This window comes from Pseudomonadota bacterium (assembly GCA_038533575.1).
GTDB lineage: Bacteria > Pseudomonadota > Alphaproteobacteria > Rhodobacterales > Rhodobacteraceae > Shimia_B.
Genome location: JBCAYL010000001.1, coordinates 1,837,462 through 1,855,833, shown reverse-complemented (window position 1 = coordinate 1,855,833; position 18,372 = coordinate 1,837,462). Strand labels below are relative to the sequence as shown.

At 62.5% G+C, this 18,372-nt stretch carries 13 protein-coding genes and 1 tRNA gene; 3 read left to right on the top strand and 11 right to left on the bottom strand.

Annotation, left to right across the window (positions count from 1 at the left end):
- The first annotated feature begins 132 nt into the window (after positions 1–132).
- From AAFM92_09430 to AAFM92_09420, 3 genes are all read left to right on the top strand, one after another.
- Positions 133–1,569, top strand: a complete 1,437-nt coding sequence (locus AAFM92_09430; GenBank protein MEL7300589.1) for a mannose-1-phosphate guanylyltransferase/mannose-6-phosphate isomerase — start codon at positions 133–135, stop codon at positions 1,567–1,569.
- Between the two features lie 215 nt (positions 1,570–1,784).
- Positions 1,785–3,191, top strand: coding sequence for a UDP-glucose/GDP-mannose dehydrogenase family protein (locus AAFM92_09425; protein MEL7300588.1), 1,407 nt, complete (start codon positions 1,785–1,787; stop codon positions 3,189–3,191).
- Between the two features lie 26 nt (positions 3,192–3,217).
- A complete protein-coding gene (locus AAFM92_09420) occupies positions 3,218–5,779 on the top strand; it encodes a calcium-binding protein (protein MEL7300587.1) in 2,562 nt (853 codons plus the stop codon).
- A 54-nt stretch (positions 5,780–5,833) separates the two neighbouring features.
- Here the strand turns inward: AAFM92_09420 and AAFM92_09415 are convergent, their stop codons facing one another.
- From AAFM92_09415 to AAFM92_09365, 11 genes are all read right to left on the bottom strand, one after another.
- Positions 5,834–6,451 carry a response regulator transcription factor gene (locus AAFM92_09415; GenBank protein ID MEL7300586.1) on the bottom strand — a complete coding sequence of 206 codons (618 nt, stop codon included), beginning with the start codon at positions 6,449–6,451 and terminating at the stop codon, positions 5,834–5,836.
- Positions 6,452–6,461: 10 nt separating this feature from the next.
- A complete protein-coding gene (locus AAFM92_09410) occupies positions 6,462–9,212 on the bottom strand; it encodes a PAS domain-containing protein (GenBank protein ID MEL7300585.1) in 2,751 nt (916 codons plus the stop codon).
- Positions 9,213–9,231: 19 nt separating this feature from the next.
- On the bottom strand, positions 9,232–10,206 hold the full coding sequence (locus tag AAFM92_09405) for an FIST N-terminal domain-containing protein (protein ID MEL7300584.1): 975 nt from the start codon (positions 10,204–10,206) through the stop codon (positions 9,232–9,234).
- Between the two features lie 392 nt (positions 10,207–10,598).
- Positions 10,599–10,673: transfer RNA gene (locus AAFM92_09400), tRNA-Gln, on the bottom strand.
- Positions 10,674–10,748: 75 nt separating this feature from the next.
- On the bottom strand, positions 10,749–12,056 hold the full coding sequence (locus AAFM92_09395) for a mechanosensitive ion channel family protein (GenBank protein ID MEL7300583.1): 1,308 nt from the start codon (positions 12,054–12,056) through the stop codon (positions 10,749–10,751).
- 33 nt (positions 12,057–12,089) lie between these two features.
- Positions 12,090–12,920, bottom strand: coding sequence for a 3-deoxy-8-phosphooctulonate synthase (kdsA, locus tag AAFM92_09390; GenBank protein ID MEL7300582.1), 831 nt, complete (start codon positions 12,918–12,920; stop codon positions 12,090–12,092).
- Positions 12,920–14,500: a capsule biosynthesis protein gene (locus tag AAFM92_09385; protein MEL7300581.1), complete on the bottom strand. Its 1,581-nt coding sequence runs from the start codon at positions 14,498–14,500 to the stop codon at positions 12,920–12,922. Before AAFM92_09385 ends, kdsA begins: the two co-directional genes overlap by 1 nt.
- A gap of 130 nt (positions 14,501–14,630) precedes the next feature.
- A complete protein-coding gene (locus AAFM92_09380; protein MEL7300580.1) occupies positions 14,631–15,293 on the bottom strand; it encodes an ATP-binding cassette domain-containing protein in 663 nt (220 codons plus the stop codon).
- Positions 15,294–15,526: 233 nt separating this feature from the next.
- Entirely contained in the window at positions 15,527–16,813 is a 1,287-nt protein-coding gene (locus AAFM92_09375) for a Na+/H+ antiporter NhaA (GenBank protein ID MEL7300579.1), read from the bottom strand.
- A 161-nt stretch (positions 16,814–16,974) separates the two neighbouring features.
- Positions 16,975–17,997 carry a permease gene (locus tag AAFM92_09370; GenBank protein ID MEL7300578.1) on the bottom strand — a complete coding sequence of 341 codons (1,023 nt, stop codon included), beginning with the start codon at positions 17,995–17,997 and terminating at the stop codon, positions 16,975–16,977.
- A complete protein-coding gene (locus tag AAFM92_09365) occupies positions 17,990–18,322 on the bottom strand; it encodes a metalloregulator ArsR/SmtB family transcription factor (GenBank protein ID MEL7300577.1) in 333 nt (110 codons plus the stop codon). The genes AAFM92_09370 and AAFM92_09365 overlap by 8 nt, the downstream gene beginning before the upstream one ends.
- Between the last annotated feature and the right edge of the window lie 50 nt (positions 18,323–18,372).

The following is an 18,372-nucleotide window of genomic DNA, read 5'->3' as shown; positions in this document are numbered from 1 at the left end:
CGTGCGGCGCTGCACTATCCTTTTGAGCAGTCACCCACGCTTTTGGGCGTCCATCCTCTCCTCCCGGCCAGAAGATCGAGCGCCCAGAACCGCTTAACAGAGCTTCAAAGCACATCACTTGGAGCAAGACACATGATCATCCCCGTTATCCTCGCTGGCGGTTCCGGCACGCGCCTTTGGCCCGCCTCGCGCAAATCCTTTCCTAAGCAGTTCACCGATATCGTCGGAGGCGAGAGCCTCTTTCAATCGACGCTGCGGCGGTTTTCGGGCGAGGGCTTTGCTGCGCCGACGATCGTGACTGGAACGGACTACCGCTTCATCACGGCCGAGCAGATGGAGGCCGCCGGTATCGATGCCGGTGCGATCCTTCTCGAGCCCATGGGGCGCAACACCGCACCCGCTATCCTCGCGGCAGCGCTCCATCATGAAGCGACCCCAGACGCCATGCTGCTGGTGGCTCCGTCGGACCACCGTATCACGGACGAGGCCGCATTTGCTGCAGCCATGGAGCAGGGTGCGGCGTCGGCCGCGCAGGGCGAGCTCGTCACCTTCGGTATCACGCCCACGTCCGCAGAGACGGGTTACGGGTACCTCGAGACATCGAAAGAGCCGGAGGCGGCCACGCCGCAGCGCCTCAAGAGCTTCGTGGAAAAGCCCGCGAAAGGGCGCGCAGAGGAGATGCTCGAGGAAGGCAATTTTCTTTGGAATGCCGGGATCTTCATGTTCCGCGTGGGGTCCATCATCGAAGCGTTCGAGGTCCTCGCACCGCGCCTCGTGATGCCCTGCCGAGCAGCACTGGCCACAGGTGCCGAGGATCTGTGCTTCTTCCGTCTCGGAGAGGATGCCTATGGTCGCTGTGAAGACATCTCCATCGATTATGCGATCATGGAAGCGGCGGACTGTCTGACCGTCGTGCCCGTCGATTGCGGCTGGTCTGATCTCGGTTCCTGGCGCGCCGTCCTTGGAGCTGACGACCATGATGAAGATGGAAACGCCCTGAGCGGTTCGGCCATGCAGATCGGATGCAAAGGCTCGCTCCTGCGCTCTGATCGCGAAGGCACCCGCATTGTCGGCCTCGGGCTCGAGAACATTGCCGCCATCGCCACGGGCGATGCGATCCTCGTCGCCAATCTGGATGAGAGCGAACGTGTCAAAGACGTGGTGGCTGAGCTCAAGGTGCAGGCCGCGCCGCAGGCCACCGGCTTCCAGCAGTGCCACCGCCCCTGGGGCCACTACGAGACCCTCTCCCTCGGTGACCGCTTCCAGGTGAAGCGTATCATGGTGAAGCCGGGCGGGCAGCTTTCGCTGCAGTCCCATCTCCATCGCTCCGAGCACTGGGTCGTGGTCGAGGGAACGGCCACCGTCACCGTCGACACCGACGTCCGCAACCTCGCAGAGAACCAATCCGTCTACATCCCACTTGGCGCAATCCACCGCCTCGAGAACAAGGGCAAAGTCCCTCTCACGCTCATCGAAGTTCAGAGCGGTCCCTATCTCGGGGAGGATGACATCATCCGGTACGAAGATGTCTATGCTCGCGCCCCTGAAGGAGCTGCACAGGCGGCCTAGGCCTCCACTCAAAAACCGCTTGAAAGCTCTCTTCGACCCCGCGCTTGTCGCGGGGTCTTTTCATTTCCGGCAACGAGGGTCTTTGCCCGACTATCCTTTGGTATTGCAGAATTCTCGTCCGAGCGATCGCTTAGCCTTTCGCACGATAAAATAAGTGATTTCAGTGCCGTAGACAGCCTCCAGCGAAGTCAAACCCTGCTGGAAGGACTGAAACCATGCTCGATCTGAGCCCCATCAATACGGCCACGGCACTGCCCGCCGGCCTCTTCAATTCCATCGAAAAGCCCGCCATCTCCATCGTTGGCCTTGGCTATGTCGGGGCCGTTTCCACCGCGTGCCTTGCAAGCCTCGGTCACCGCGTCGTGGGCGTGGATATCGACCGCGAGAAAGTGGCTGACATTGCGGCGGGACGGTCCCCGATCCACGAGAAGGATCTTGGCCGCCTCCTCGCGGAAGGCGTCGAAGCGGACCTCGTCACCGCAACCGATGACCTTGCCCAAGCAGTCCGCGACACGGATGTGACCTTTGTCTCCGTTGGGACGCCCACCGCCGCCGATGGCGGCTGCGACTACCGTTTCATCGAAGCCGCCGCCCGCAGCATGGCCGAGGGGCTCGCGCAGAAGTCCGATTTCCACGTCTTCGTCATGCGCTGCTCCATTCCGCCGGGCACGACCATGCGCGTCATGACCCCCATCATCGAAGAGGTGAGCGGCAAGACGCTCGGTCTCGATTTCGGCGTGGCGTTCAATCCAGAGTTTCTGCGCGAAGGCGTGGCCGTCGATGACTTTTACGCGCCGCCCAAGACCGTCATCGGTGCAACCTGCGAACGCACCGGCGCGATCATGCGCGACATCTATGCGCCCGTGGACGCGGCTCCGATCGTCACTTCGATCGAAACCGCCGAGATGGTGAAGTACGTCGACAACGTCTGGCACGCGACAAAGGTATGCTTTGCCAACGAAGTTGGGCGACTTGCCAAGAGCCAGGGCGTCGACAGCCACGAGGTGATGGAGGTCTTCTGCCAAGATCAGAAGCTCAATCTCTCTCCGTACTATCTGAAGCCGGGCTTCGCCTACGGCGGCTCGTGCCTGCCGAAAGAGGTCCGTGCTTTTGCGCATATCGCTGAAAAGGCAGGCGTTTCACTGCCGATGATCGAGCACCTCGGGGTCTCGAACCGAGTGCAGATCGAGGAGGCTGTTCGCCTCGTAATGGAGCGCGGTGCAAAGCGCGTCGCCGTGCTCGGACTGGCTTTTAAGCCCGGCACCGACGATCTCCGAGAAAGCCCGGCGCTCGAGCTCATCGCCGCGCTCCGCGACGAGGGTGTCGAGGTCAAAGCCCATGATCCGGCGGTCACGCGCCGCACGAATATCGAGGGGCAGCTCGGCTATGTGAAGCACGGTGCCCCCGGCCTCGCCGCCCTCGCGCAGGATCTCGGCAAGCTGATCGCAGACGATGGGTGGGGTGCCTGCCTCGGCGTCGATGCCGTCATCGTGACCCAGGCGAATACGACCTACGCAAACATCGCGCGTGCTGCACTCGATGCAGGCACGCCTGTGATCGACGTCGTCCGCGCCTTCCCGGAATTGCCAGCCTCCGCCGACTACCACGGCATCGGCTGGTGATGTGACCCACAATTAGGAGCACCTTCATGGACAGGATCACAGGAACCGATCTCAGCGAAGAGATCACAGGCCTCCCCGGCGACGACTTGATCGTCGGTCGGGGCGGCGACGACAACATTGAAGGCGCGGCCGGCAAAGACGTCATCTTTGGTGACTACGCCGACAACCTTCTCGCGGAGACGGAAGGGAAAATGAGCTTCGCGGGCTACGCCGACACGAGCCAGTGGCAGGTCAGCGAGCTGCCTGGCGGCCACAACGAGATGTCGCAAGTCGTCACGACGACAAAGGGCGCCGAATACCAACTCACCTTCGAGGTCGCGGCCAATCTCGGCGCCGGTGTCGTTCAAGGCGGCGTCGAAATCCTCTGGAATGGCGAGAGCCTCGGGCGCTACGAGGCCGAGAGCGGTCTGTTCGAGCCGATCACGGTGAGCTTCACCGGCACCGGAGAAGCAGGCGCGCTCACATTCCGGTCTGTCGAGCCGCAGGGGAAAAGCGAGATCGATACGAGCGGCCCCATCTTCTCCTACGAAAAGACCGTGGAGATCGGCGGAGAGGAGGTCTCCGTCGCGGCTTTCGCGGAGGGGCAGCCCAACCTCTATCAGGTGCTGAACGGCACGCTCGTGGTCTTCGACCCCGAGACGCAGAGCTACGAACAGGCCGGGGCCAAGGCGACGGTCACGGTCAATGCGATCGGCTTCAACGTGGAAGACGACCTTATCTACGGCATCGCCGTGAAGAAGGGGTTTGATGCGCTGGGCAATGCGATCGCCGAGCGTGATCTCGTCATGATCGACGCCGACGGATTGAGCTACCGCATGGGCGAGACCCCGTACCGCTCATGGACAGGCGATTTCGACGACAAGGGGAACCTCTGGGCCTTCGAAGCCGACATGGATTACTTCATGCGCGTTGACGTCTCCGAGCGAGACGAAGACGGGAACCCGGTCGTCGAACGCTTCAATCTGCCGGACGAGCTCATCTCCGCACGCGTGTGGGACGTGGCGTATGACGCTGCCACCCAGACGTTCAGCGGCGTGGTTCGTCCGCAGAAAGAAGGCGGCGAAGGGACGTTGATTACCGTCGATGTCTCCGGGGATGCGCCTGAATTCTCTCTCGTGCCGGTCACCGGAACAGTCATCGACGGCGTTTTGCACGAGGGCTTGCCAGCCGTCACGTTCGGTGCGGCGATCATCGATGCCAACGGCACGCTCTATGTCGGTGGCAATTCTGGCGACCATGACATGGACGACAGCACCGGGTCCTCCGGCGGCTTCTATCGGGTCGATACCGATCCGGTGACGGGTGAGACGTTCCTCGTTCTCGTGGCGGATGCCCCGCGGGCCTCTTCGAACGACGGCGCTGCGGATCCGCGTGCCCTCGATCCGTTTCAAGCGCTCGATCTCGATTCCAGTATCCTCATTCGTGGGATCGAAATGATCGAAGATCCGTCAGGTGCATCGAGCTTTGATGACACGGTCGATGGCAATGCCGGAAGCGACGAGATCCTCGGAAACCAAGGCAGCGATCAACTCAACGGCAGCTCCGCAGGAGATACCATCGACGGTGGTACCGGAGACGACATCATCAATGGCGGCGCGGCACCCAGCAATGAGAGGCCCGACATCATCTCGTTTTACGACGAGGACGGGCGCAGGTTCGACCAGAACGGCAACCTCCTTGAAGAAGATGACGACGTTCTTCTCGGCGGCGCAGGCGATGACATCATGTCGGGGTCAGCCGGCCATGATCGCCTGGAAGGCGGGCAGGGACACGACCAGCTGAAAGGTGGGTCCGGCTCCGACAGCCTCGATGGCGGGACCGGAAATGACCTTCTGAAAGGTGGCAGCGGGGCCGACAAGCTCTTTGGCGGCGACGGTGAGGACAGTCTCAACGGCGGCTCCGGCGATGACGCGCTTTCAGGAGGAGGCGGTGCTGACAGTCTTCGCGGCCATAGTGGCGACGATCATCTGCAAGGCGGCGAGGGGGACGACAAGCTTCAGGGCGGATCGGGGAACGACAACCTCGCCGGTGGCGAGGGGGCCGACCTCCTCAAAGGTCAAAGCGGAGACGACGCGCTTACCGGAGGCACCGGTGACGATGTGCTCCGCGGCGACAAGGGAAGCGACACGCTCGACGGCGGGGCGGGGAACGACACGCTCAACGGAGGCTCCAACGACGACGAGCTTTCCGGCGGCGATGGCAAGGACTTCCTCAACGGTGCCTCTGGCGACGACCTCCTCGATGGGGGCGCGGGCAACGACCGCCTCTATCTCGGTGCGGGCGACGACATCGCACGCGGCGGCGTAGGAAGCGACCGCTTCGTCTTCCGCAAGGAAGACATGGACGAAGGCAGGGACCTCATCCTCGACTTCCGCAACGATGCCACCGAGGCCGACACAATCGACTTCCGCGCCTTGCAAGTCCTGGAGGGGACCACCGCTGACGCTTGGCTCAAGCATCACGTCACCCTCGAGACCGACGGCTCGGTGACGGTTGATCTTGGAGGCTGTGAACTGGGCTTTGCCAGCCGAGGCGAAGACGACGGGCAGGCCTTCTACGCGGAGATCTGTGACGGGTTCCTGTTCTGACACCCGCGTGAGACTGCTTGGCGCCTGCGCCAGGATCGACCCCCTGAGGCGGGCTTAGAATAGGCCCGCCTCTTTTCCGATCATGGCCGCATGCGTTCGGTTCTTGGCGTCGAGTTTCCGGCACAACGTCTTCACGTGGAGCTTGATCGTTACTTCCTGCAGATCGAGCTCTCGCGCGAGTTCCTTGTTGGATAGCCCTCGGCAGAGCCCTCCCAAGACCTGCTGCTCTCTCTCCGAGAGGAGTTTTGCGAGCGGCGGTTTTTCAGGCGTGGCCTCTTCCGCGTTCAGAAAATCCAAGGGGACGTAGGTCTCGCCCATGGCCATGAAGCGCACCGCATTCACCAACGATTTGGCAGCCATGGTTTTCGGCAAGAAGCCGATCGCACCCTTGTCGATTGCGTCTTGCGCTACGGCCTTGGTCGCCGTTCCCGACATGATCGCCACCGGTCTCCCGAAGGACGCCTGAATTGCCTTCTCAAGCCCCGCGAGCCCGTCCATGCCGGGCATGGAATAGTCGAGAAGAACGAGATCATAGGCCGTATCATTGCCGATCTTTTCACAGGCTTCTTCGAGCGAGCCGCAGGTCTCGACCTCGAATTCACCCTGCGCGGTCAAGAACGCGCCCAGCGTTTCGAGAACGAGGTCGTGGTCATCGGCAAGGAGCAATCTCATGGATACAATCCTAACGGGTGGCAGGAAGCGCTGCTAGGGCCTGCGAGAGTTGGATGAGGTCGATGGGCTTGGCGAAAACACCGTTGACCTGGTCAGGTCCGAGGCGCGGGTCTGAGAGCCTCTTGGCCAGGGCGGTCACGACAAACACGGGAAGATCGGGTGCAGCGGGACGAAGCTTTGCGACGAGCGCGCCGCCGTTCATGTGAGGCATGTCGTAGTCGGTGATCATCGCCGACCAACTCAGAGGATCCTCCGCCACGGCTTCGGCGGCATCTCGCGGATCCTCGCAACAGGCGACCTCTGCTCCCAGCGCTTCGAGGAAGGAGCTCAACACTGCGCTCACGGTCGGATCATCGTCGACGACGAGGACCGTCATCCCGCTCAGGTCCGCCGCCTCCGCGCCCGTGAGATCGGGCGCCTCCATGCCGATTTTGGCTTGCGGCCAATAGAGTGTGACGCGTGTACCCTCTCCGAAGGCCGTTTCTACGTCGATCCCGCCGCCCAATGAGCGGACCCGGAGCGCTGCCGTCGCCAAGCCGAGACCCGTCCCTTGCCGCCCCTTCGTGGTGAAATACGGATTGAAGACGCTCGCTGCGGTCTCGGCAGTCATCCCGCTTCCGTCATCGCTGACCGTCAGTTTCACGTAGTCCCGCCCGGCTTTCATGCCGCCCACTTGGAGCGCTTCGTCCGCGAGACAGCTGATCGTATCCGCGCTGAGCCTGATCGCGCCCGAGCCTCCCTCAAAGGCATCGCGCGCGTTCAAGATGAGATTGATCAGGATTTGGCTCAGCGTGCCTGGATCGCCGCGCATCGCCACGGCTTGCACGTCGTCTGAAATCGTCAGATTCACCGAAGATGGAAGGCTCGCCCCGACCAGCGACGGGAGATCTGACAGGACAGATGCAAGTTCGAATGCGCCTTCCGCGCCGCTGTCGGCTCCCACGTCGAGCAGCTTCGAGACAAGCTTCGTGGATTGCGCGCCCGCGGTGGTGATCCTCTCCAGATGCGGCAGGACGTTTTCGGGGAGGTCGTCGGACATCCCGATCAGGGTCGCCGAGCCGTTGATGGCCGAAAGCAGGTTGTTGAAATCGTGGGCCACGCCCGCGGTGAGCTGCGCGATGGCCTCCTGGCGCTGGAGCCGGAAGAGCTCCCGGGTGAGTTCTTCCTCGCGCGCTTCGATTTCCAGCGTTTCGGTCACGTCGCGAATGACGACGACGTTCCCACCCTGCTCCAAGGGAGAGCCGATGATCTCATGGGTCTTTTCCTGCGCTCCGTCGCGTCTTGTGAGCGTCACGTCGAAATCCGTGCGCCGCGCCGTCTGCGGTGCATCGGTGTATCGGTCGCGCCAGTTCTGCCCCAGCGCCTCGTCGGCGGACGCAAACGAAAGATGCGCCAGGCCCACTGAGTTCAGATACGTCAGCTTTCCGTCTGGGTCCTCGATCGCAATGCCGTCCGGCGCGGCTTCGATGGCCGCAAGGCGTTGCGACAGAAGGCTTTGCGCGGCCTTGATCTCCGTCACATCAGTTGCCGAGAGCACCATGCCGCCATCGCCCAATTGACCGGCACGGATGAGGACCCGGCGGCCTGTCGGCAAGTGGACTTCCTGTCCGGTCCTCGCCTTGCTGAGCCGCTGGATATCTCCCCCGCGCACCATCTCGGTGACGCGCTCTTGCTGCCCCTCACTTCCCGTAACGAAGGCCTTCCAATTCTCTTCAAAGGACGTGCCTGCGTGCCATGAAATGCCCGGCGCGGGAAAGAAGATGTCCACTGCGCGATTTGCAAAAGAAACGCTGCCATCCGCATCCAGCACCAGGAAGGCATCCGCCGTTTCGGCGAGGGCGCTTTCCATCCTGTCGCGCACTTGGTCACGCTCTGCCGCTGCGTCCACGCGCTCCGTCACGTCGGCTTGCGTGGCCACCAGGTTCTTCACCTGCCCGGCCTCGTCGAAAACAGGCGAGAGGGTGAGCTCGTTCCAGAACAACTCGCCTGACTTTCGGCGATTGCGCAGAAGAAACTTACCACCTGTCTTCGTCCGCACGGCCTCTCTGAGCTTCGCGCGTTCGGGCGATCCCTCGGGTTCGGCAGACAGAAATCTGCAATTCTCGCCGAGGGCTTCTGCCGCGCTGTAACCGGAAAGCCGCTCGAAGGCATCGTTGACGTAGATCAGCGGTTGTCGCGGGTCGGTGGCGTCCGAAATGGCGAAGCCGGATGATGAGCCCGCGATCGTCGCTGCCAGCAGCTCGTTTTCCGCGGCAATCTCTCTGTTGCGAAGGGCTTGAGCAGCAAGGCCCGAGAGGCGCTCCACAAGGCTCAGATCGTCTTTTCTAAAGTTCGACGGCGCCTCGCGAAACGTCATGAGTGCGGTCGCGTTCGATGTCGGCGTGACGATCAGACCCTTGAAGCCCGTCGGGGAAAACCCCTCTCCCCAAGGCCCGAGCATGGACAGGTCGGAGATGTTGCGTGGCCTGCTGAACGGATCGAATGGCGGTGAGATCTCTACCCCGAGATACTCTGGAGCGTCGCTCGCGACGATGGCGAGGCCTTCTCCTGCCTTTTGGGACACGATGAAGGTGAGCGCTGCGCCGAGTTTCTGACTTAGGGAGACGAAGATCGAAGCCAGTGCGTCGCCAGCATTCGGCGCGTTCGTGAAGGCTTCCAGGCATTCGAGAAGGGTCCGCGTTTCTGCCAGGGTACGCGCCTCTCGATCGCGTAGGAACTGCAGTTCCAACAGGGCTTCGCGCAGACGTTCATCTTCGGCCATGGCAAGCCTTCGAAGTTGTTCAGCCGAAGACTATGCAGGAAATCATGAGGTTTCCATGGCGGTTTCCAGCCCGGAGTAGGGTGCCCTGTTCGCCGAATGTGAAGGCGCCGAGGAAAGGCGCACCATCAAGCGCAGTATTCACACCAGAGACGACATCCTCGATCTCATCTTGGACGGAGAGCATGCAGCCACCACAGTAGATCATAAGCGCGCCGGCAATGGGCTTTTCCGAAAGGCGGCCAGTCTCTCGCGCCAGCGAGGCCACGCGCCCCGCGCGCTCGACGAGGCTCTTCTTGGTGCCGTTCATACAGGTGACTTCTTCACCTTCGTCGACGGTGGCAAAAAGCTCGATCTCTCCGGTGTCATGGGCCACGGCAGGGTGAGCAAGCAGATAAAATGGCACCTGGCCGACCTGATTGATTTCTCGTCCCAAGGGCCAGAGCGTACTTGCGCCGAGGATAGCCTCCGCCGGTGCGCCTGTTTCGACCGTGGTGACATCCTGACCGGTCCATTCTGCATAGACATCCATGGCCGGTTGACCGTCGATCTCCTTCAGGACACGCCCGTCTGCCTTCGTCACGCGTCCCGTATGTGATGTGGGCGAGTAGCCGCTCTGGTAGGCGAACGAGATGGGGCGAGAGGGGAAAAGCACCGAGACGATGACCCCGTCAGAAACCTTCGTGATACCGTCGAAGACGAACCAGTCACCGCTGACGGAATTGTCCGCCGCGCTGCCGCCGATGATGGCGATATCCGCGCCCACGACATCCTCGATGCCTTGGACGACAGCTTCCTCCGCGCCGGGCGTCGCGGCGACCCAGACGAGTTCCGGCTTCTCTCCGACGCGATCGGCCATGGCTAGCGCGCTGCGCGTCGCTTCGGCTGCGGCCTGCCGGGGCCCTGCCTCAAAGCTCGAGATGCCGGTGCCATAGGCGCCGTCAGCATCGGAGATTGCGAAAATTGCCACGCCATCGGTTTTGCCGGCATGTGTCATGGCGCCGAGGCAGGACGTGGCACAATGGACGCGCTCCGGGCGGGCAGGACCGTCCGGTATCGTGATCTCAACCGTGCAATTCGCATGAACGCTCACAAAGTGGAGCGGGCCCTCGCCGAGGCCTCGCCAAGCTTCGGACAGAGTCCCTCCGCTCGTCACGTGAATGTCCATCGAGGCCTCCATCGCCTGAGTATGGCCAGTGATCTACGCCGAGAAGGTCCGCTCAGCGACAGTGCTTCGGCATAGCTGACTATACGAAAGGATAGGCCCGTCTTTGCACGGGAAGTTTTGCCCCGGCGCTGGATTTTCGCGGTCGCGCGAGGCGAACGAACGCACGGGGGCGCACAGCCATGTCGCGAGGCGCTGTTCACGACGGAAACGATGGGAAGTGCTGGCTGGGGTGGTAGGATTCGAACCTACGGTACACGGTACCAAAAACCGCTGCCTTACCGCTTGGCTACACCCCAACAGCGACGGCGGAGATACGGGGAAGAGCTTTGGGTTTCAAGCCCTGTGTTGGATGGCAATGGCAAAAAGAGAGATCATTCCTTGGCAGCGTCGGGGCTCAGGAGGTTGGGCGCTTCTTCGTCCTGCTGTTCTGAGGCAACGAGCTCTGCAAGCGCGGTCGGTGTCGGCTCCGCGATGTCATCTTCCTGGCTTGCCGAAGGGGGGCTTTCGGAGGCGCGATCAGGCAAGGGACCAACGGATTTGGCCGGTTCTTTCAGTGTCACCGTGTAGGTCGTGTCCGGGACCTCCACGCCGGTCGCCTCGATCGCCGTCTTCACGCGGCGCAAGGCTTCCGATCTCGCGAGAAGCAGATTGGTTTCCCGCTGATCAATCCATCCAGTGACGGTGAGGAATATCGCGCCATCCCCGATCCTGTCGGTCCATACGAGCGGCGCCGGATCGGCGAGAGAGAATGGCAGGGCGGCCACGACGTCCTCCGCCAGATGACGCATCGCTGCGAGATCTGCATCCGGTGCGACCCCAATCTCGAAGAGAAATCGCCGCTCCGGATTGGTGGAATAGTTCACGATGCGGCTCTTGAAGACTGTCGCGTTCGGAATGCGAATGTGATTGCCGTCAAAACTCAGAAGAATGGTCGCCCGCGACGTCAGCCGTATGACGAGCCCTTCATCGCCGTTGATCTCCACGGCATCGTTGGGCCGAAAGGGCTGCCGGATCGAAAGCATGATCGAGGCGATGAAGTTCTCCACGGTGTCTCGCACCGCGAAGCCAACAGCGAGACCGATGATGCCCGCGGCGCCGAGGATCGTGGAGAGAAGCGCCGTCGCGCCAAGAATATCGAGCGCGACGACGAGCCCGGCGATCACGAAGGCAAGGCGCACGAGCATGCGATAGATGTCGGTGATGAACGCGTTGGGCGCGAGGCGTGCGATGAAGCGTCTGCTGGCGAAGAAGAAGCCGAGTAGGACGATGACAGCGAAAGACAGAACCGCGATCCCGAGAAGCGGGGCGAGGGTGGTGAGCTGCACGAGGCGCGCAGAGAGCCGTTCGAGGACAGGGTTCAAGCGACGGGCGACATCGGCTGTCTCCGCAACCGCGTTTTCGATCGCAACGACGCCTTCGACCCGCCCGGCAATTGCATCGAGGCGGTCGATGTCCTCGCCGGTCAGGGCTTCGCCTTGAAAGCTTACGATGCCGCTCGAGACATCGACAGTGACCTCCTCATAGCCTCCAAGCTCGGCAAGGATCTCTCGCAGCCGCGCCGCGATATCGGCGTCCGTGGCGCCTTCACCGGTCGCTAGGATCGTCCCGGTCGGTTCTGCCTCTTGGGCAAGGGCGGGAACGGCAAGAAGGAGAGAAAGGCAGCAGAAGAGGACACGCATCGACCGCACCATGGCCTCCCGCGCCCGGCAGGGTCAAAGCCTGATTGGGTCTGCCTTGGCCACGCGATCGAGATCCATGAGGACCGCCAGAAGGGCAGGCATCTCATCGAGGGGGATCATGTTGGGCCCGTCAGAGGGCGCCCTGTCAGGATCCTCGTGGGTTTCGATGAAGACCCCGGCGATGCCGAGGGCGACTGCCGATCTGGCCATCACGGGCGCAAATCTTCGGTCGCCACCGGAAGACCCTCCGAGCCCGCCGGGCTGTTGGACGGAATGCGTGGCGTCCATGATGACGGGATAGCCCGTCGCGGCCATCGTCGGCAGGCTCCGCATATCGGCCACCAAGGCATTGTATCCAAAGCTTGCGCCCCGCTCTGTCAGCAGGATCTTCTCGTTTCCCGTGCTCTCGAGCTTGGCGATGACGTTGGGCATGTCCCACGGGGCCATGAATTGCCCCTTCTTGACGTTGACCCCGGCCCCGCTTTCCCCCGCCGCGAGGAGCAGGTCCGTCTGGCGTGACAGAAAGGCCGGGATCTGGATCACATCGCAGATCTCTGCGGCCTGCGCGCATTGCTCGGGGCTATGAATGTCGGTCAGCACGGGCATGCCCATGCTCTTCACCGCTTCAAGGACCTTGAGGCCCTCATCAATGCCAAGCCCGCGCTTGCCAGAGAGCGATGTTCTGTTTGCCTTGTCGTAGCTTGCCTTGAACACATACCCGGCGCCCATGGCGCGGCAGGCCTCCGACATCTGACCTGCGATCATCTGCGCGTGGTCCAGGCTTTCGAGCTGACATGGGCCGGCAATGATGGTCAGCCGCGCGTCGTTCGAGACCGACACTTGGCCTATGTTGACGGTTTTCATCAGCTCGACACCTGTTCGCGAAGGATCGAGGCGGTCAGCGACACCATGAGGTAGATGCCCGCGAAAATGAGGAAGGCAAGCGCGGTGTTCTCGAAGACTTTCGGGTAGGTCGGCACATCCGGCGCCGTGGGTGGCGTCGAAATTGCGATGTAGCGCACCTGTCGATCGGCCGAGACGCGCGCTGATTCCAGCGCCTGCAATGCTTGCTGGAGCATCGCGTCACGGGTTGTGAAGTCGATCTGTGCAATCTGGATTTGCGCTTGGATGGAGGCGAGGGACTCTCCTCCTTCGCCCGCCTGCGTCAGCCGTGCTCTCTGGGAGGCGATGCTTTCCTCCAGAAACCGGATGTCGGCCTGCAGGCCCTCCACGCGGGCCTGGTTTGGCCGCCGATTGGCAAGCTGTGCCTGAAGCTCGATGCGCTTGTCCTCAAGCTCGGTTTCAAAGGTCGCGATCCGCGCCTGTGCCGCGCCAATGACACCCGTTGCATCCACGGTCTGGAGCTCGGTCTGAAGCGCAACGAGGCGCTCGGCGGCCTCCTGTCGCTTCATCTCGGCATCGGCGAAGCTCTCCCGAGCGCCGCGCATCTGATCGTTGCGAAGGCGGAGGGAAAGATCGGAAACCTGGCCTTCGGCGTAGGAGATGAGGGCGTTGGAGAACGTCTGGCTTGCCTCTGGCGTCGCGGCGACCACCTCCATGTTGATGATGCCCTCCGTCGGGTCGTAGCCGATCTTCACGTTGCGCTGGTAGATCTTGTAGGCGTCTTCGTTGGTGGCATCGGGCGGAAGCCGGGTGATGCCATCCAGCGTCGGCTCCTGAAAATGGGCCTTGAAGCCGTGTTCCTCGTTCAGCCGCAGCATGGCCTCCCGGGAGGTGAGATAGCCCTGCACGGCGATCGAATCCTGCACGGTCGCGAGTTGGTTGGAGCCGAACATGCTCCCGAGGCCAGAGCCGGCCCCCGTGCTGCTTTCGTTTTGCTGAATGAGAAAGGCGCTGTTGGTCGCGTACATCGGCGTTGCCATGAAGGCGAAGTAGTATCCGAAGGCGAAGGTCGGCAGTCCCACGAAGATCGCAAGCCGCGCGAACAGCAGGAGCATGTTGCGTTGGCGGCGCTTGGCGATATCCCGCTGGATCGCGCGGATTTCTCGCCCGCGGATCTCTGCCGGATTGGGGCTTGTGGGGACGTTGCGGCCCTGGTTTGGCACCGTTTGTGGGAGCTGCACGCGGTCGACGAGGGAGGTGTCTTCGTCGGCGGTGTTCGGGATCACGAGCTCGAGCGCGCCCGCCGTCTTGAACGGATCAATCCCTTTCTCCCGCAGAAGCTTGACCGCCTCAAAGTCCGAGGTCGCGGCGATGCCGTTCTTCTGCGCCACGCGGCGCGCCATGCGAAGTTGTCTGCCCGTGAGGCCCTCTTTGCGAATGGCATCAATGCTCGTTTCACCGCTCGTCTGTGCCGGGCTCTCCACCTGACCTGTCTTGCCACCATCAGTGCCACGCGACGCACGGATCTTCTCACGGATGCGTGCCTCGGCCGTTTCGCTCGACCCGGTCGAGGAGGCACCGGCCTTGCTGACGCCTCCCATGGAAAGAGACACGGGCCGGCGCACGATGCGCTCGTCGCCCTGATTGCTGCTCGCATCGGCGCCGTCGCCCTCTTGCTCAGGCGTTGACGCGTGTGGCCGGGACGGGCCAGCGTTGCGCTTGATGCGGAATTTACTCGCCCTGGGTTTGGTAGTCATAAAGCTGTCTCGCCTCTTCCAGGGTATCAAACATCACAAATTGCCCGTCGATAAGCACTGCGGCAGATCGAGCGAATTTTTCCAGCGTGGCTGGCTGATGGGACACGATGATCACGGTTGTCGTCTCGAGCCGTTCCTTCAGGATCGCGGCCGCCTTCTGATTGAACGAGACGTCCGTCGTCTGCGGCATCCCCTCATCGATCAAATACATGTCGAAATCGAGCGCGAGGAGCAGCGAAAAGACAAATCGCGCGCGCATGCCTGAGGAATACGTGCCGATGGGCTGGTCGAAGTACTCTTCGATCCCGCACATCCACCGGCAGAACGCCTCGACGTAGTCCGGGTCCAGTCCGTAGAGCCGCGCGATATAGCGGCAGTTCTCGACGGCGGTGTGCCGCGTCACGACCCCGCCCATGAAGCCCAGGGGAAACGAGATCTTGCACTTGCGGTGGATGGCGCCTTCATCCGGCTTCTCGAGGCCTGCCATCATATTGATGACCGTTGTTTTGCCTGTGCCGTTCGGGGCGAGAATGCCGAGGGAATTGCCGAGTTCCACGCGAAACGAGGCGCGATCAAGGATGACCTTGCGCTGCTGACCCGTCCAAAAGGACTTGGACACGTTCACGAACTCGAGCATTGGTGCTCCCCGGCTTGCCCCTGCGCCGACAATCGACCGCCTTGTAACGACGGTGTCTTAAGACAGCCTCAAGGGCCATCCGTTCCCGAAGGTGTACCCGGAATCTTGGCGTAAATTAAGGCAAAAGTGGGAAGTTTGACTCGCAGGCAAGCTCGGTTGGCCCGGCGGCGCAGTTCAGTGTCGCGGGACCCGCTTGAAGAGCCTCCTGGCGCCTCAAGCGGGCCTCATCGATATCACTCGGCAGGCGTGGCATGGGGGCTCGCGATGGTGCCCTCTAGGTCCTGCTTCTGGACGCGCAACACCTTGCCCGCGATGATCGCGATCACAGCGGCGGCGAAGGAGAAGAGCGCCCCCATCTTGGCTGCGTCCTGGACCGGCCCCGCGTCGAAGGCCACGGCGGCAACGAACAGCGAGACTGTGAAGCCGATTGCCGCGACGAAGCCGATCACGATCAGGTCGACAATGCGCATGCCTTCCGGAATGCCGAGCCCCATGGGGCGCGCGGCGACCCAGCCGAAGAGGAGGATGCCCACCGGTTTGCCGACGATCAGGCCGGCAAGCACGAGCCACGTCGCATCGCCCATGGAAGAGAACTGTACCCCGGCGTTGCAGAGGCCGAAGAAGAAGAGGACGACCTCGACCGGCGCCTTGAGTGCGTGCTCGATCTGGTTGAGCAGGTCAGTCATGTGCGCCTCAGCGGCGGCGAAGATGCCGAAATCACGATCTGCATGGGGGATGGTCGGAACGATCGGGAGAAGCCCAAGCGCAGGGTGAAGACCCGACATCATGAAGCCGTACCAGCTTGCCGCCGCTGCCAGGAGGTAGGGCCAGAAGCCGAGTGTCTTCCGCACCCACGTCGAATTCGGTCGTGCCTGATTGCCCCGGTCGAGACGCCGCGGCAGCCAGTTGGCGAGGACAAAGACACCCACCGCTGCAAACACCGAAAGCAGAAGCCATACGGGCGCAAGGTCACCGGACGGATAGAAAACCGCGAGGATAATCAGGCCTGCCGCATCATCGGCGATGGCGAGCAGAAGCAGAAACCGCACGGCAGGGTGGCCTGCACCGAAGACAAGGCGCCCGACGAGATAGGAGAATGCGATGTCGGTCGCCGTCGGCACGGCCCAGCCGTTGGCCACCGCGTCATAGGTGTCCGAACCGAGAAGCGCCGCGAGGCCGAGGTAGACGGCGATGGGGCCGAACATGCCGCCAGCCGTTGCAAAGAGCGGCGTGGCTGCCTTCTTGCCGCGCAGGGAGCCGTTCTTGAGAATGACCGCTTCCCAGACTTCCTTGGCGGCGATGGCGAAGAAGAATGCCATCAGAATGTCGTTGACGAGATAGTGGAGCGTCAGCGTCCTGTGGCCGTCGTGGAAGTGCCCGATGGGTGCGTGATCCCAGATCTTGAACTCGACGAAGTGGTGGTAGCTGTCGAAATCGATGTTCGCCCAGACGAGCGCGATCAGAGCGCCGGCAATGAGAAGCAGCGAATAGTTCGAGATGAAATTCCAGACACGCGTCATCGCGGATCCCCCTAGCGGACTTTTCGCCGTCGTATGCGATGGCGTACAATGTTGCAACGGCGCGTTAACCACATTTCAAGGGCTTTGAACGCTGGCACGCACGGTAACGCTCAGGGGCATAATACGACGTTAACGCGCGCCGCGCGGCTGCGCATCTTGTCTCAGAGGATCGCGTTGGCGGCAAAGCCCGCGAGGATCGCGCCGATGAGCCCATAGCCGATATAGGCCGCGAACACGCGCGGCTTGACGAGGGGCCAGACGGCGACGGCGGCGGGAATGCAGCTGACGCCGCCCGCGATGATGAAGGACATCGCTGCGCCAGGGGCCATGCCCTGGTTCAAGAGTTCGCCCACGAGCGGCACGGCGGCGTAGCCGTTGAGATAGGCAGGCCCCCCGATGAGCGCGCCGAGGAGGACAGGTCCGGCGCCCTCGCCGCCGAGGACGTGCGCGATGCTTTCAGCCGGGACATAGGCCAGCATGATGCTCTCGATCAGGTAGGCCAGCGTGAGCCATTTCAGGAGGAAGAGCCCATTCTCGATGGCCGTCTCGCGGAAGGTCTCGCGGCGGGGCGCCTCCTGCCAGAAGCGCCAGAGCGGCGTACCCGAGAAGGGTGAGGGCCCACAGCCGCAGCCGCGCTTGGCCGGTTGGGCGCGGAGCGGGTCCTGGAAGACAGGGGAGCCCATGAGCGCCATCGTCGCGAACCCGCCCATGGCCCCGAGGGCCACCGCCGCCACGGCCTTCAGAAGCGCGAATTCAAGCGAGATCGCACCGGCCGTGATCGTGAACATGGCCGGATCCATCAGCGGGGAGGAGAGCCAGAAGGCCATAACCGCAGAGAGCGGCGCGCCCACGGCCAGGAGCCCGGCGATGAAGGGGATGACCTCGCAGGAGCAAAACGGTGAGAGCCCGCCCACGAGCGAGGCGAGCACGATCATGCGCACCTGGTTGCCTTTGAAAGCCTGCGCCAGCAGCGCCTCCGCGCCGGTGGCCTTGACGTAAGCCACAGCGCAGACCGCGAAGAGGATGAACGGCCCCGTATGGGCCAGCGCCCCGGCCGTGAAGACGAGGGTCTCAGGGAGTTGCGGCGTGTCGAAGACCGCCAGAAGCGCGATCAGAAAGAGGCAGGCGAGCCAGCCCTTCGGGATGTCGCGGAAGCGCGGCAGGTTCTGGGTGAGGTCAGTCATGGACGCAATCCCCGTTATCCGCGCAGCATTCGGAAATGAGAAACTCGGAGAGCGCGCGCACTTCATCATAGGCGACAGCCGCGCATATGATCGACCGGCCCTGCTTCTTTTGGGTCACGAGCCCCGCTTGGGTGAGGATCTTCATGTGATGGGTCAGCGTGGATCCCGTGACCCCTGTCCGCTCTCCGAGGGCGCCAATGCTGAGCCCGGGGTCACCGGCCCGCACGAGCGCACGCAAGACCGTGAGCCGCTGCTCAGAGCCGAGAGCGGCAAAGGTAGAAGCGACTTCGGCGAGGCGGGCGTCTTGGACAGGTATCTGATTCATATTTCTACTATTATAGAAATATAGAAACGATGCAAGTCCCCACTTGCCGC

What these genes read in the sequence shown, in the direction of transcription:
- AAFM92_09430 (MEL7300589.1), top strand. Translation starts at nt 133, where the DNA reads ATGATCATCCCCGTTATCCTCGCTGGCGGTTCCGGCACGCGCCTTTGG.
- AAFM92_09425 (MEL7300588.1), top strand. Translation starts at nt 1,785, where the DNA reads ATGCTCGATCTGAGCCCCATCAATACGGCCACGGCACTGCCCGCCGGC.
- AAFM92_09420 (MEL7300587.1), top strand. Translation starts at nt 3,218, where the DNA reads ATGGACAGGATCACAGGAACCGATCTCAGCGAAGAGATCACAGGCCTC.
- AAFM92_09415 (MEL7300586.1), bottom strand. Translation starts at nt 6,451, where the DNA reads ATGAGATTGCTCCTTGCCGATGACCACGACCTCGTTCTCGAAACGCTG.
- AAFM92_09410 (MEL7300585.1), bottom strand. Translation starts at nt 9,212, where the DNA reads ATGGCCGAAGATGAACGTCTGCGCGAAGCCCTGTTGGAACTGCAGTTC.
- AAFM92_09405 (MEL7300584.1), bottom strand. Translation starts at nt 10,206, where the DNA reads ATGACACATGCCGGCAAAACCGATGGCGTGGCAATTTTCGCAATCTCC.
- AAFM92_09395 (MEL7300583.1), bottom strand. Translation starts at nt 12,056, where the DNA reads ATGCGTGTCCTCTTCTGCTGCCTTTCTCTCCTTCTTGCCGTTCCCGCC.
- kdsA (MEL7300582.1), bottom strand. Translation starts at nt 12,920, where the DNA reads ATGAAAACCGTCAACATAGGCCAAGTGTCGGTCTCGAACGACGCGCGG.
- AAFM92_09385 (MEL7300581.1), bottom strand. Translation starts at nt 14,500, where the DNA reads ATGGGAGGCGTCAGCAAGGCCGGTGCCTCCTCGACCGGGTCGAGCGAA.
- AAFM92_09380 (MEL7300580.1), bottom strand. Translation starts at nt 15,293, where the DNA reads ATGCTCGAGTTCGTGAACGTGTCCAAGTCCTTTTGGACGGGTCAGCAG.
- AAFM92_09375 (MEL7300579.1), bottom strand. Translation starts at nt 16,813, where the DNA reads ATGACGCGTGTCTGGAATTTCATCTCGAACTATTCGCTGCTTCTCATT.
- AAFM92_09370 (MEL7300578.1), bottom strand. Translation starts at nt 17,997, where the DNA reads ATGACTGACCTCACCCAGAACCTGCCGCGCTTCCGCGACATCCCGAAG.
- AAFM92_09365 (MEL7300577.1), bottom strand. Translation starts at nt 18,322, where the DNA reads ATGAATCAGATACCTGTCCAAGACGCCCGCCTCGCCGAAGTCGCTTCT.